Annotated in this window: 14 protein-coding genes; 2 read left to right on the top strand and 12 right to left on the bottom strand. The window is 30.0% G+C overall.

Annotated features, from left to right (window positions below):
• Positions 1–114: 114 nt before the first annotated feature.
• The 3 genes from bsdtw1_RS05370 to bsdtw1_RS05360 form a co-directional block, all read right to left on the bottom strand.
• Positions 115–1365 carry a DUF445 domain-containing protein gene (locus tag bsdtw1_RS05370; RefSeq protein ID WP_183276579.1) on the bottom strand — a complete coding sequence of 417 codons (1251 nt, stop codon included), beginning with the start codon at positions 1363–1365 and terminating at the stop codon, positions 115–117.
• Between the two features lie 531 nt (positions 1366–1896).
• Entirely contained in the window at positions 1897–2934 is a 1038-nt protein-coding gene (locus bsdtw1_RS05365; protein ID WP_183276578.1) for a pyruvate kinase, read from the bottom strand.
• Positions 2935–3167: 233 nt separating this feature from the next.
• Positions 3168–3620, bottom strand: a complete 453-nt coding sequence (locus bsdtw1_RS05360) for a hypothetical protein (RefSeq protein WP_183276577.1) — start codon at positions 3618–3620, stop codon at positions 3168–3170.
• Between the two features lie 145 nt (positions 3621–3765).
• On the opposite strand from bsdtw1_RS05360, the gene bsdtw1_RS05355 reads away from it, so the two are divergent.
• Positions 3766–4230 carry a DUF4883 family protein gene (locus tag bsdtw1_RS05355; RefSeq protein WP_183276576.1) on the top strand — a complete coding sequence of 155 codons (465 nt, stop codon included), beginning with the start codon at positions 3766–3768 and terminating at the stop codon, positions 4228–4230.
• A gap of 119 nt (positions 4231–4349) precedes the next feature.
• Here bsdtw1_RS05355 and folK read toward each other — a convergent pair whose 3' ends face one another.
• From folK to folE, 4 genes are read right to left on the bottom strand one after another with little or no spacing between them, the layout of a single operon-like run.
• Positions 4350–5174, bottom strand: a complete 825-nt coding sequence (folK, locus tag bsdtw1_RS05350) for a 2-amino-4-hydroxy-6-hydroxymethyldihydropteridine diphosphokinase (RefSeq protein ID WP_183276575.1) — start codon at positions 5172–5174, stop codon at positions 4350–4352.
• Positions 5175–5193: 19 nt separating this feature from the next.
• The gene (gene folP / locus bsdtw1_RS05345; protein WP_183276574.1) at positions 5194–6003 is read right to left on the bottom strand and encodes a dihydropteroate synthase; all 810 of its coding nucleotides are present in this window, start codon (positions 6001–6003) and stop codon (positions 5194–5196) included.
• A gap of 23 nt (positions 6004–6026) precedes the next feature.
• On the bottom strand, positions 6027–6500 hold the full coding sequence (locus bsdtw1_RS05340; RefSeq protein WP_183276573.1) for an HD domain-containing protein: 474 nt from the start codon (positions 6498–6500) through the stop codon (positions 6027–6029).
• A 46-nt stretch (positions 6501–6546) separates the two neighbouring features.
• Complete coding sequence (folE, locus tag bsdtw1_RS05335; RefSeq protein ID WP_183276572.1) at positions 6547–7101, bottom strand: GTP cyclohydrolase I FolE; 555 nt, start codon at positions 7099–7101, stop codon at positions 6547–6549.
• Positions 7102–7562: 461 nt separating this feature from the next.
• Between folE and bsdtw1_RS05330 the strand changes: the two genes are divergently transcribed.
• Complete coding sequence (locus tag bsdtw1_RS05330; RefSeq protein ID WP_183276571.1) at positions 7563–8402, top strand: PHP domain-containing protein; 840 nt, start codon at positions 7563–7565, stop codon at positions 8400–8402.
• A gap of 132 nt (positions 8403–8534) precedes the next feature.
• On the opposite strand, the gene bsdtw1_RS05325 is transcribed toward bsdtw1_RS05330, so the two are convergent.
• The 5 genes from bsdtw1_RS05325 to bsdtw1_RS05305 form a co-directional block, all read right to left on the bottom strand.
• Positions 8535–8819 (bottom strand): phage holin, encoded by a 285-nt coding sequence (locus bsdtw1_RS05325; protein ID WP_183276570.1) that lies wholly within the window; start codon positions 8817–8819, stop codon positions 8535–8537.
• A 428-nt stretch (positions 8820–9247) separates the two neighbouring features.
• Positions 9248–10651 (bottom strand): aminopeptidase, encoded by a 1404-nt coding sequence (locus bsdtw1_RS05320; RefSeq protein ID WP_183276569.1) that lies wholly within the window; start codon positions 10649–10651, stop codon positions 9248–9250.
• Between the two features lie 82 nt (positions 10652–10733).
• Complete coding sequence (locus bsdtw1_RS05315; RefSeq protein WP_183276568.1) at positions 10734–11663, bottom strand: magnesium transporter CorA family protein; 930 nt, start codon at positions 11661–11663, stop codon at positions 10734–10736.
• 61 nt (positions 11664–11724) lie between these two features.
• Positions 11725–12636, bottom strand: coding sequence for an HPr(Ser) kinase/phosphatase (hprK, locus tag bsdtw1_RS05310; RefSeq protein WP_183276567.1), 912 nt, complete (start codon positions 12634–12636; stop codon positions 11725–11727).
• Between the two features lie 16 nt (positions 12637–12652).
• Complete coding sequence (locus bsdtw1_RS05305; RefSeq protein ID WP_183276566.1) at positions 12653–12832, bottom strand: DUF896 domain-containing protein; 180 nt, start codon at positions 12830–12832, stop codon at positions 12653–12655.
• Between the last annotated feature and the right edge of the window lie 38 nt (positions 12833–12870).

Genomic DNA, 12870 nt, shown 5'->3' with positions numbered 1-12870 from the left:
TCATTGTATTTTTTATCGGTAGTATCCTGTAATTCTTTATACTTATATATTACTCTATGTTTAAGAATATTGTTGAAATTAATTGGTTATACAGGAGATGCTTTAACAGAGTCTTCACCTAACTATCAATTTAATACCACCTAATACTAACCCAATTAAAAATCCACAAACAGCTCCATTTATTCTTATCCATTGTAGATCGTCGCCTACCTTGTCTTCAATCAAATCTATAAGAGTTTCAGTGTCAAGCTTTTCTATATTCTCTTTAACTAAAACGCCTATCTTTTCATGATTTTTATTAATATATCCAGATATTTGTGAACGTATATATTGATCAATTTTCTCCACAAGCTCATCTTCTTTTGACATATCCTTAATTAACTTATCTATGACTGGTAATATTTTTTCCTCCACAACTACATCATCATTTATAAAATTTAATATTTTAGCTTCTAAGCTTTGTAATATCTTTAAAGAAAAATCATTAATTTTATCGTTTTTGCTTATATCATTTTTATATTCATTTAACTTTTCAATAACACTATTATCTTCACTAATCTTTATAATATTATCACGGATAGAATTTATCACCATTATTCTGCTTGGGTTATCTTTTAATTTTAACTCCTTTAACATGAGCAGTATAAACTCTTGGACTTTATCGCCGATTTTATCCTCACCAATAATGCCAGTAACTGTATTAAGCGTAAATTGAAGCATACCCTTTTTAGAGATTTTCTTTGCTGCACTGACAGAGGTAGTTGCAATTTCTTTCTTTACATCATCTCTCTTAATTACCTCTTCAACATTATCAATTAAAACATCTAAAATCTTATCATCATAATTATTCTTGATAACTTGGTTTATCAGCTCTTCTAACACATTTTTTGTATCTATGGAATTTATGTATTCACTTATTGTGGTATTAAAATATATTGCCATTTCAGTTATAGATATTGAATTCTTAATCCTATTAGCAACATCCACTATTGCTAATTTCACTTGACTTGAATATACGTAATCACTACACATTTCTAATATTTTTTTTGTAAAACCGATTTTGCTGATTCTATTGATCACACTTTCTTTATTCAACAAATCATTTTCAACTATTGAAACTAGAGAAGTGGTTATTCTTTCTCTATTTCTTGGTAAAAGAGCTGTATGTGGAATTGGTATTCTAAGAGGATGACGGAAAAGTGCTGATACAGCAAACCAATCTGCCAGGCCTCCAACTAATCCTGCTTCAAATCCATTTTGCAACAATATCATTATGGAGCTATTACTTGAAAATAGTGTAATTATAAAACCTATAAGCATAATAACTAATGATGCTAAGGCCTTTTCACCTGTTCTTACCTTCATTTTTATCCTTTCCAAAAAAATCGCCAATACATTTTTTTCGCCTTTGCCTTTCCGAAAATACGCAAAAAATCTGGCAGGCGATAAATTCATTATAATTTTATTTTTAACTACTGATAAACTTATCATTCAATTTACTATATTATACTACTACCATTCTTATTGTACAAAAAACTTGCTATAGGGTTCCAACTTCAACTATTAAGTTATACATGCCTGATAATCCCCAGAAGCCGCAATTATCAAACATGTATAACTTAAGTTTTCGTAATGGAACCCTTTAAAACCACGCTACTTCAAAATAAACTCTAAATTAATAACTAAAATTATCATTGATAAATAGCAGAATTATCAACTTAGTTTTTTGTACTATATATAAGAAAAAAACAAGATGAATTAATACTCCTCATCTTGTTTTCTCTTACATTATGATTAAACTTCCATGCAATTTCTATAATTAAATGTAGTTAACCTTAAAAATATGAATTCCATTATAAAATTATCAGTCTACAAACTGAACCCAAGAATACTCACTTAACTTTTTTTGAATATTTTTGTATAAAAATCTATTGCCTTTTTTAAGACTATAACTGCATTCACAGGATTTCTCCCCACTGAAGTTTCGCCTGTAAGCATGAAACCACTTACTCCCCCTCCTATGCAATAGAATATATCATTCATTTCATTTACTGTTGGTTTATAATTTTCTTTCAATGAATCTAATACATGAGTTGCAATTATAACATCTTTATCACTGTTTTTCATAGCTCTTATAAAATTATGCTGGTATAATGCCATCTTATATATATTGGTTTCTGGGAGCAAATCCCCCCTCCCAAGTACCACTCCATCCACCTTTTCTGATATAGCTTTTATATTGTTTACAGCTTTTTCAGTTTCAATCTTTGCCCATAACCTAGGTTCATAACCTTTTTCCATATTTATCTTACTTATAGCACTTTTGAATTTTACTATATCCTTTTCATCGTAAATATATGAATATAATATAGTATCAACTTTATTCTCTATGCAAAATTTAATATCCTTCAAATCCTTGTCACTAATATCTCTAGTTTGTCTATTGAGTCCTGGAAGGTTGCATCCTTTTTCTGCTCTAACTATACCACCACAAACAACTCTGCACTGTAGCATTGAATCTTTTCTACCTATCACTGTATATTCCATACTTCCATCTTTCATAAATACAGTTTTCATTTGAGAATCTAATAAATCCTGTTCTTTTATAGTTAAAGGAATCAAAACTTCTTTTCGTCCATTCCAAGCCTTAAGAATTTCTTCATATCTATCTTCTGAACAAAAGTATACTATTTCACCTTTTGCAGTTTTTCTTACTTCTCTAAAACATCTACCTACTCTTATTTTATGTCCCTGTATATCTCCTATAATATTTATTGTTTGAAAATTATCTTTTATGTATCTAATGATATCTTTAACATTTTCGTAATCACAATGCGAAAAATTGATTCTTATCCCATTTGCCCCTTCCTCAATCAACCTTTTTATCTCTTGCTGAGTTTTGACTTTAGGTCCAACTGTTGCAATAGTAAGCATATTACCCCTTCTAGATTAAATTAATTCAATCTATAATATTAAAAAAAAGATATATTTATGTCTAATATTTAAGTAACAATTTATTATTAATTAACATATAAAACACTAGCTCAGATTCCTTTAGTTTAAATTTAAGTAGTAATTTACTGATGCACTTGATAAACTTTCAATGCTTTTGGAAATTACAAAATACACTTAAACTATTCTGTAAGTAATCTGAGCCATTTTTGGATTTATAACTTTTCACTAAATATGTTAATTAGCCAATCTGACAATTCTTTAGCATATTCTTCAGTACCAATATCTATAGTATGTGATTTAATTCTAATGATTACTGAGGGTGCTTTTATTTTTTTGCATAGATATAAACTTGACCCATCCCTAATATTAACTTCATCAAAACCAATACTTTTCATTTTATCTCTAAGCTGTACTAAAGAATTTAATATCCCCTCACTTTTGCTCACATATATATCTACTAAATCAACTTCAGTCTGTTTGTTTTCAATATTTATATACAAATCTACTCTAGTTTGATTTGCCAATAAAGCTTTTCTAAATAAAATTTCTCCAAATAACTTATTACTATCTTCCTGAAAATTTACAACTGAATGTCTATTTTTTATCAACCTTTCATTCACATATGAAGAAACAACTTTGTTTTCTATATCAAGCCCATACTTCAATATGCTTTCCTCCTTATCTAGCACTATGTAAAAGACCTTACTAAAAATTTGTATCTATATATATTATTCAAATTTCAATTAAATGTTCTATGAACGTGTCTAGTTACATATTATTTTAAAGTAATAATATGTTTATGGAGGTCTCATGAAAAAACTTCTTTCCTTAACTCTTATATTAATTATTTCATTAACCTTTATAGGATGTTCTGACTCTCAGTACATAAACTTAAAAAAGAAACCATCCAACCATTACTATACAGAAGAATTGTACAAGCTTATAAGTAACAATAAGTTTGAGATTTCTGCCTTTGACACAGATGTCTATAAGGAACTACCGGCAAAAGAGGAAGATGATAAAGTTTTAATAGATTTCATAAAATCATTAAAGAATGATAACTTCATAAAGAAGCCTGCTAATCTTCCAGAAAAACCAAAATACAAGCTTTTTATAAAGATATCAGATGATAAGTACGTTATTAATGTATATGATGAAAATGTGGTTTCCGTTTTTCCTTGGGATGGTGTTTTTGAAGAAGATTATCTTAGTATGGATAACATTCCATTGGCATACAGGTTAGATTCTTTCTGCAAATATGTTTTTAACAAGTAATTTCAGTATTAATTTAAAATAAATAAGTGTATCCAAAACAATTAGCTTTTGGATACACTATCTATGATTAGAAAATCTATATATTTGTTTAATAACTTGAAATTAAGAATAGAAATTTCTTATTTCAAATTGCTAAGTAATTGCTCTTTTATCTCATATATTCTTTTTCTAAGTATTGGGTGAAATTCGTAAGGTGCAATTTCCGCTAGCGGTTCTATTACAAATAACCTTTCATGCATTCTTGGGTGGGGAATTACTATATGCTCATCTGAAGAGATTACATCGTCATAAATTAAAACATCCAAATCAATGGTCCTAGGTCCCCATTTTATAATTCTTTCCCTCTTTAGCTCACTTTCTACTTGTAACAAATAATCAATTAATTCTCTTGGTGACAGTATAGTTGATATTTCAGCAGCACCATTTAAGAATTTTTCCTGATTTTCATATCCCCAAGGTTCCGTTGTAATAAAATTAGACACCTTATTTACTTTAGTATGTCCTGATTTGCTTATAATGTCTATAGCAGTTAATAGGTTAGAGTTTTTATCACCCTTATTAGAACCTAATGCTATAAACGCCTTGTTCCATTTTCTATATATTTCAATAGCTGCATAGTCTAGGTGTTTGCCTATAGGTGCCCATGGCTTCTTTATTGTAACTTTAACAGCTTCCAATACCGTATATTCTCTCAAGATAAATTCTGCAGTTTTTTCTGCAGCTGTTTCTATTAAATCATAGCTTTCCCTTTGAAACTCCTTTTCAAGCTTATGACACAGTTCTCCATAGTGTACTGATTTAGTTAAATCTCCCGTAATTGCGGCTTCTCTTGAATTGAAGAAAAGTTCTAGTGATATTATAAATTTTTGACCTAAGGATTTTTCCTCACCAAATACACCATGATGTGCAAACAACTCCAGGTTTTCTATATAAAGCTTATCCAATCTATTTATCCTCCTAAGTTTATCTATTTCTCACGATTGCATCAGTCATCATCGCTGCTCTTTTATTTTCTTTTACATCATGAACTCTTACAAAATCATATCCTTTCATTACACCTATTACAGTCGTAGCCACAGTACCTTCAACCCTTTCATCCACCGGTAAGTTTAAGGTATTTCCTATAAGTGATTTTCTAGAAGTACCTAAAAGCAAAGGATATCCCAAACAATTAAACTTTTCTAAGTTATTCATTACATATAAATTTTGCTCATGGTTTTTAGCAAAACCTATGCCTGGATCTAGTATTATATTTTCTTTTTTTACACCAGCAGATAGCGCTATATCAATAGATTCTCTAAAATCCTCTATCATATCCTCTATTATATCACCGTAGTCAGTATTTTCTCTGTTGTGCATAAGGCAGCAAGGCACATCATATTTTGCGGCTACTTCTGCAATATATTTATCCTTTTTAAATCCCCAAACATCATTTATTAAATTAGCGCCAGCCTTTATAGCTTCTTCCGCAACTTTTCCTTTATATGTATCTATGGATATAGGTATCTCAAACTTTTCTCTAATAGCTTTAATAATTGGAATAACTCTCTGTAATTCTTCCTTTTCATCAACAGCTTCGTGATTAGGCCTTGTTGACTCTCCACCTATATCAATTATATCTACTCCTTCAGCTATCATAACTTCAGCATGATTGATTGCATTTTGAGAACAGTTGAATTTCCCCCCATCTGAAAATGAATCTGGTGTCAAATTAAGAATCCCCATTATATAGGTTCTATCGCCAATAATAAATTCCTTATTTCCTATGTACATCATTACCACCTCTAAGTAAAAAATTAATATTTTATATTATAATTTCTTTTTTCTTCATTCCAATTACAAGTAAGCGTTGCCTTGCATGCATAGCAATCCCTTGAAATTTTATCGCTTTTGTATAATATATAATCAAAACCACTCTGTTTATCATTTCTATGATTTAAAATAGCATTAAGTACCTTATCACTTTCTACTTCATCAAAGTTTGCTTCCTTCAATAAAGCTTTAGCAATGTCATAAGATGCCTCATTATGAGGTGTCCCATCCTCATATTGCTTAAATCTCCCTATGTCATGTAATATAGCTGTAGCATATACTACTTCCTTTGAGATTTGTATATGCTCTTCTAGCACCATGATATAAGCTATCCTTGCAACATCTAGAAAATGCTTTAAATCATGTTTACAGTATATTCTATCAGCCTCACAAGCTTCAATTTGCGAGAGATATGCTTTATACTTAGGACTGTTTAATATATAATTAACTCTCTCCATCTAATCACCATAATTTCTTAATAATATACAACTATATTTAACCAACCTACAATTTTATAAGACTAAGTACTTCATTTTTAAGATTACTATTAATGAATTCACCTCTACAGGTTGTAGTAACAGTAATACTACCTAGCTTTTTTATTCCCCTCATAGCCATACACATATGTTCAGCCTCTATAATAACCATTACTCCTTTAGCATTTAAGTATTTCATAATAGCATCTGCAATTTCTTCCGTAAGTCTCTCCTGTAATTGAGGCTTCTTAGAGTATACATCAACCGTTCTAGCCAATTTAGATAGCCCAGTAACTTTACCATCTGGTATGTATGCTATATGCACTTTCCCGTAAAAAGGTAAAAAATGATGTTCACACATAGAATAAAAGCTTATATCTTTTTCTAGCACTAAATCATTTCTTTCTATAGTAAATTGCTTAGAAAGATATTTTTCTGCATCTTCTCCTATACCTGAAAATATTTCCTCATACATCCTAGCTATCCTATCAGGAGTTTCTATTAAACCTTCTCTATTTACATCTTCACCTATAGCTTCAATTATTAGTTTTGCTGCTTTCCTTATTTTATCACCATCTACCATGTATTGCCTCCTGTATTCTACACCTATGTATTATATTTCATAAGTCTATATGCTTATATGTATAGATAATCCAGTTCTATATAACAAAACTAGGATACTTATATTAACTAATAATGTTAATAAGATTATCAACTATATGTTTTGTTTGGAACTGGTTTATTTATAGATGAACTACTTCATACTTAAATTTATATCTTCAAATTCTCTTCTCAGAACACAGAAGAGTTTTGAAAATAGATTTCGGTTCAAACTGGTACATCTATAATTATATACCTATTTGCGTTTTATATAATAAATTTTATTAGACCCTAACTTATACCTTTTAGATAATCATTATATCTGATAATTATGAGACATGAATAAATTAAAAGTTAATCTAGGAACTCTATAGTAATGTATGTTAAAATCATTATATCAAAAAACACCGAAAAATATATAGTATTGAAAGGAATGATACTCTTTTGAATATAAAAGCAGAATTTCATTGTCATACAACTTCTTCTGATGGCAAGATGTCACCAACTGAAGTAGTAATGAGAGCAAAATCAAAAGGAATTGAATATTTGGCCATAACTGACCATGATAATACCGAAGGAATAGATGAAGCTCTAGAGGCAGCTAAGCTTTGTGGCATTAAGCTGATTCCTGGCATTGAGCTATCATGTAATAATAAAGAAAGTGTTCATGTATTAGGTTATTTTAGAGATGACTCTTATAAAGCTGAAAGCTTACAAAACTTTCTAAAAGATCTTAAAACCTCCAGAGTAGCTAGGGCTAAAAGTATAGTGGATAAATTAAAACTCCATTTTAATATAGAACTTGATTATGAAAAGGTATTAGAAAAAGGGGAAGGTGTAGTAGCGCGACCTCATATTGCCCAAAGCATAATTGAAGCTGGATATAATTATAGTTGGGAATATATATTTGATAACATTATTGGAAATAATTGTCCTGCATATGTACCAAATAAAATCATTACTGTGGAAGAAGGAATTGCATTATTAAAAAAATATAATGCAGTAGTGATACTTGCTCACCCAATACTTCTTAAGAAAAATTCTCCTGAGGACTTATTGAAACTTGGATTTGATGGTTTGGAAGCAGTATATTTTATGAACTTTAAAAAAGATCAAGATTACTTGGTAAGTCTTTGTAGAAATAACAACCTTATTTTCACCTGTGGCTCTGATTTTCATGGAATAGCCGAAGGAGATACTAAGCATGGTGATATAGGTGATATGTCTATAGACGAAGATGATTTTAATAAGTTCATGGCTGTTTATAGAAACTTTTCAAACTAAATGAAATATATAAGCTATAGTAGCTTAAAAACTTTATACTTCTCTATTCAACAAAAAATCTTAGGTTTACTTATCCCTTTAGAAAGAGATTCTTTTTTCAAAGAATCTCTTTTTATTTACTCTAATAGTACTTTACTTAATTTCATTGTTTTCTCTGGATATAGTTGCCTCAGTAATTTTATCATATTTTTCTTCTGTTGTAGATCCTTCAGTCTTCCCTTTATCATCCAAAAACCATTTTGCAGTTGTAGTTGGGTCGTTTAATATTCCGGCCATTACAAGTATTGTTAGGAGTGCATTTATAATATCCTTATAATTTGAAGGAAGTATATCTAATCCAAAACCCTGCAAAACCATAGGAATTAATGCTGCTATTGAAACCCATAGTCCGTAATTTCTAAATCTTGACTTGTCCATAATTATTCCTCCCTCATTAGTTTATTTTATTATATTCTCAAAAAACTTTTTTGTTCATAAATATGCTATTTTAACCATATTAACTACTTACTTTACTTCTTAGGATAAATAAAATTTCTTATACTCTAATTGTATTACTATAGATACCTAGTTATAATCTACAAAATTTATTTACTAATTTTATTAACCACTAAATTACTTAGTTAAATCTTACTTTGGGCTGATTCATATATAAAGGATTTCATTACGAAAACTTAAGTTATACATGTTTGATAATCGCGGCTTCTGGAGATTATGATGCATGCATAACTTAATAGATGAATTAGGAACTCTATGATTTTCCAATAAATCTAATACTTAAGAAACTAAAATAGAGGATCAAGCCTCAGCCTAACCCTCTATTTTTATAATAATCTCAAATTTATTAACTACGCTTCTATTAAGAAAGCTTCATAACCTCTAACTGCTTCATATATATCAGCCTTGGATGCAACTTCCCATGGAGCATGCATATTTTGAAGTGCAATACCACAGTCGATTACTTCCATATTGTACTCTGCAAGTATATACGCAATGGTACCACCACCACCTTGGTCCACCTTTCCTAATTCAGCAGTTTGCCAAGCAACATTATGCTTATCCATTATAGATCTTATCTCTGCTATAAATTCTGGGTTGGCATCGTTACAACCACCCTTACCTCTTGAGCCTGTGTACTTATTAAATACTATTCCCTTTCCAAAGAAAGCAGCATTTTTCTTTTCCATTACAGATGGATAGTTCGGATCAAAAGCTGCACTAACATCAGAAGAAAGCATCTTTGAATTAGTTAAACATCTTCTAAGCTTAAGCTCACTATATTCTCCTGTTCTATCCATAACTTCAGCAACTATATTTTCAAAAAACTTTGAATGCATGCCAGTAGCACCTACACTACCTATTTCTTCTTTATCAACAAACAATGCAACACAAGTTTTCTCTGTTTCATCTATCTTTGCTATTGCTTCAAAAGAAGTAAATGCACATATCCTATCATCATGTCCATATGCCATTACCATACTTCTATCAAGTCCATAATCCCTTGCCTTACCTGCAGGTACTATTTCTAACTCTGCTGAAACAAAATCTTCTTCTGTTATATCATACTTTTCATTCAATATAACAAGTATATTTTCCTTTACTTTTTCTTTTGCATCTTTATCTTTTATAGGTCTACTTCCAACTAAAAGATTTAAATCTTCTCCTTCTACAACCTTGTCCCCCTTCTTACCTAACTGGTCAGCTGACAAGTGTATAAGTAAATCAGAAACTCCAACTACAGGATCGTTATCATCTTCCCCTATTACTACATTTACAACAGTACCATCTTTTTTCACAACCACACCGTGTATAGCAAGAGGAATAGCTACCCACTGATATTTCTTTACTCCACCATAATAATGGGTTTCTAAAAGAGCTAATTCAGAGTCCTCATATAGTGGATTTTGTTTTATGTCCAATCTCGGTGAATCTACATGTGCTCCTAGAATCGTAAGACCTTTTTCAAACGATTGTTTTCCTATAACAAACATAGCTAAAGTTTTGCCCATATTATTTGCATAAACTTTATCTCCAGCCTTTAGAGTCTCTCCATTTCTTATAATTTCCTTTAAATCCTTATAGCCTTTTTCCTCAGCCATTCTTACAAATTCATCTACGCACTCTCTTTCAGTCTTGCAAGCTGACATAAATTGTTTATATCTATCGCTTACTTCAAATACTTTTTTAATATCCTCATCAGAATATTTATCCCAAGCATTAGGGATTTCCCTAGTCAATGCCTTCTTAGTCATATTTGCCCTCCTTATATACCAATAATAGTTACATAATATTGTTAAATAATAATATTATAAACTCATCTTAAAATATAAAACACTAAAGTATTTTTTTCCCCTTGAATATAGCCATTAAAATTACCACTAAAAATGCCATGGTACCAATCAATCCCTCAAAGGCAAATCTATCATTTTTAAAAGGAATATGTTCAAAACTCATTCCAAAAATGGCAGTTATAAGCTGTAAAGGAAGAAACACAGCAGTTATTATAGTAAAAGCTTTCATAAGTTCATTTGTCCTGATACCTATCTCAGCTTCATACGCTTCTCTTACCATAGCAAGATCTTGAGCTAGACTCTCCATGGAAGCTAATAACTTTTCTATCTTATCGTTTAAATTCTTAAATAAATACATATGATCATGCTCTATTACATTATTCTCATTAAGTAACAAAGCATCCCCTATATATCTAAGAGGGTTAAGAAGCTTTCTTAATTTATAACTCTCTCTTCTTAACGATACAAGTTTATTTATATGTTTTGATTTAGGAGATTTTAATATATCTAGTTCTATTCTATCAGCTTCTGTCTCTAAATCTGCAATAATATTATAATTATTAATTATAAGTCTATCTAGAATATAATATAAGATTATGTAAGGTTTACAATTTTCTTTTAATATAAAACAATTTTTATCCTTCTCAATATCTTCCATTAGGTTAGATATAAGTTTCACTTCATTTTTGTAAACAGTAACAATAAAACTTTTACCTAGGTATATATCAATCTCTCTAGGAATTATCTCTAACTCCTCATTGTCAAGTGCATTAAAAACCATAAAAGAATAGTTTTTATAATAATCTATCCTAGGATATTGTCTAAAATTTTGGCACTCTTCAATAGTTTCTGCAGAGAATATAACTTCAAGTTTATGAATTTCCTTTTGATCACAACAGATCCAATAATAAGATCTTTCTAGTTCCCATTGGTCCACTACAGCTAAATTATCACAAATATCATATACAATCATAAATATCACCTTTTTTTAATGCTCTATTTATTATGTACATGAAATAAAAAACTTATGTGAACTACTCTTCTGTTTTATTCATTCTGTTTTCAATTATGTCAACTGGAGTTGTGTCTGACATAAGATTATATCTATAATTTGCTGCTGCTGCCTCAATTATTACAGCAATATTTCTACCTGGTCTTATAGGTACTCTCATTCTTCTTATGTTAACTCCTAAGATATCAACAAATTCAGCATTAATTCCTAGTCTGTCGTAATCTCCGTCATCTCTCCAATGTTCTAAATGGATAGCAAGCTTTATCTCCTTCGATGCTAGTACAGAACTTAATCCATAAAGCGCAGACACATCAATTATTCCCATACCTCTAACCTCTAACATTCCGAAAGTAATATGAGGTGATGTTCCTATTAAATCTTCATCTATTTCCTTTATATCAACTGCATCATCAGTGACAAGTCTATGTCCCCTTTTTATAAGTTCAAGAGCAGTTTCACTCTTACCAATTCCACTTTCACCTGTAATTAAAATTCCTATACCATATACATCAACTAACACTCCATGAAGTCTAGTTTCAGGAGCCATTTTATCTGCTAAATATATAGTAGTCTTACTCATAAACTTTGTTGTCATCATTTCAGTTCTCAAAACCCATGTTTTGTTCTTTTGAGCAGCCTTTATAAGCTCTTCATGAGGATCTAAACTTCTTGTAATTACAAGACAACTTACATCGAAACTAAAAAACTTATTAACTCTTTTTTTTCTAAGGTCAACTCCCATATCATCTAAAAAGCTCCATTCGGCTTTCCCAATAACTTGTATTCTTTCTGGAGCGAAATAATTATAAAATCCTGCAAGTTGTAAACCAGGTCTATTTATGTCACTTACTGTTATAGGAATATTCTTTTCACCTTCTACTAGTACTTCAAAATCAAAATCTTTAACTAATTTTTCAACGGTTACAATACCCATAAAATATCATCCTTCATTATTTCTTTAAATTTTTAGGTTCAATTGTATTTAATTGTGCTCTAAAATTACTTTTTACTCTTTCTATATAATCTCTTCTTAATTCTTGCTGCTCTTCTTTTTCTTGTTCATTTAACCCCTCTTCTTTACTCTTCTTATATAAAAAATTAATTCTTTCAATTAGTTCCTCAATGTTCATTAAAATTCTCCTTCTTAAGTTCAATAATTCATAATCAA

The sequence above is a fragment of the Clostridium fungisolvens genome, from assembly GCF_014193895.1.
Lineage (GTDB): Bacteria > Bacillota > Clostridia > Clostridiales > Clostridiaceae > Clostridium_AR > Clostridium_AR fungisolvens.
Note: the sequence above shows the minus strand (reverse complement) of the source record. Positions and strands in the feature narration are given on the sequence as shown.

What these genes read in the sequence shown, in the direction of transcription:
- bsdtw1_RS05320 (WP_183276569.1), bottom strand. Translation starts at nt 10,651, where the DNA reads ATGACTAAGAAGGCATTGACTAGGGAAATCCCTAATGCTTGGGATAAA.
- folE (WP_183276572.1), bottom strand. Translation starts at nt 7,101, where the DNA reads ATGGTAGATGGTGATAAAATAAGGAAAGCAGCAAAACTAATAATTGAA.
- bsdtw1_RS05365 (WP_183276578.1), bottom strand. Translation starts at nt 2,934, where the DNA reads ATGCTTACTATTGCAACAGTTGGACCTAAAGTCAAAACTCAGCAAGAG.
- hprK (WP_183276567.1), bottom strand. Translation starts at nt 12,636, where the DNA reads ATGGGTATTGTAACCGTTGAAAAATTAGTTAAAGATTTTGATTTTGAA.
- bsdtw1_RS05370 (WP_183276579.1), bottom strand. Translation starts at nt 1,365, where the DNA reads ATGAAGGTAAGAACAGGTGAAAAGGCCTTAGCATCATTAGTTATTATG.
- bsdtw1_RS05315 (WP_183276568.1), bottom strand. Translation starts at nt 11,663, where the DNA reads ATGATTGTATATGATATTTGTGATAATTTAGCTGTAGTGGACCAATGG.
- folP (WP_183276574.1), bottom strand. Translation starts at nt 6,003, where the DNA reads ATGTACATAGGAAATAAGGAATTTATTATTGGCGATAGAACCTATATA.
- bsdtw1_RS05340 (WP_183276573.1), bottom strand. Translation starts at nt 6,500, where the DNA reads ATGGAGAGAGTTAATTATATATTAAACAGTCCTAAGTATAAAGCATAT.
- bsdtw1_RS05355 (WP_183276576.1), top strand. Translation starts at nt 3,766, where the DNA reads ATGAAAAAACTTCTTTCCTTAACTCTTATATTAATTATTTCATTAACC.
- bsdtw1_RS05305 (WP_183276566.1), bottom strand. Translation starts at nt 12,832, where the DNA reads ATGAACATTGAGGAACTAATTGAAAGAATTAATTTTTTATATAAGAAG.
- bsdtw1_RS05325 (WP_183276570.1), bottom strand. Translation starts at nt 8,819, where the DNA reads ATGGACAAGTCAAGATTTAGAAATTACGGACTATGGGTTTCAATAGCA.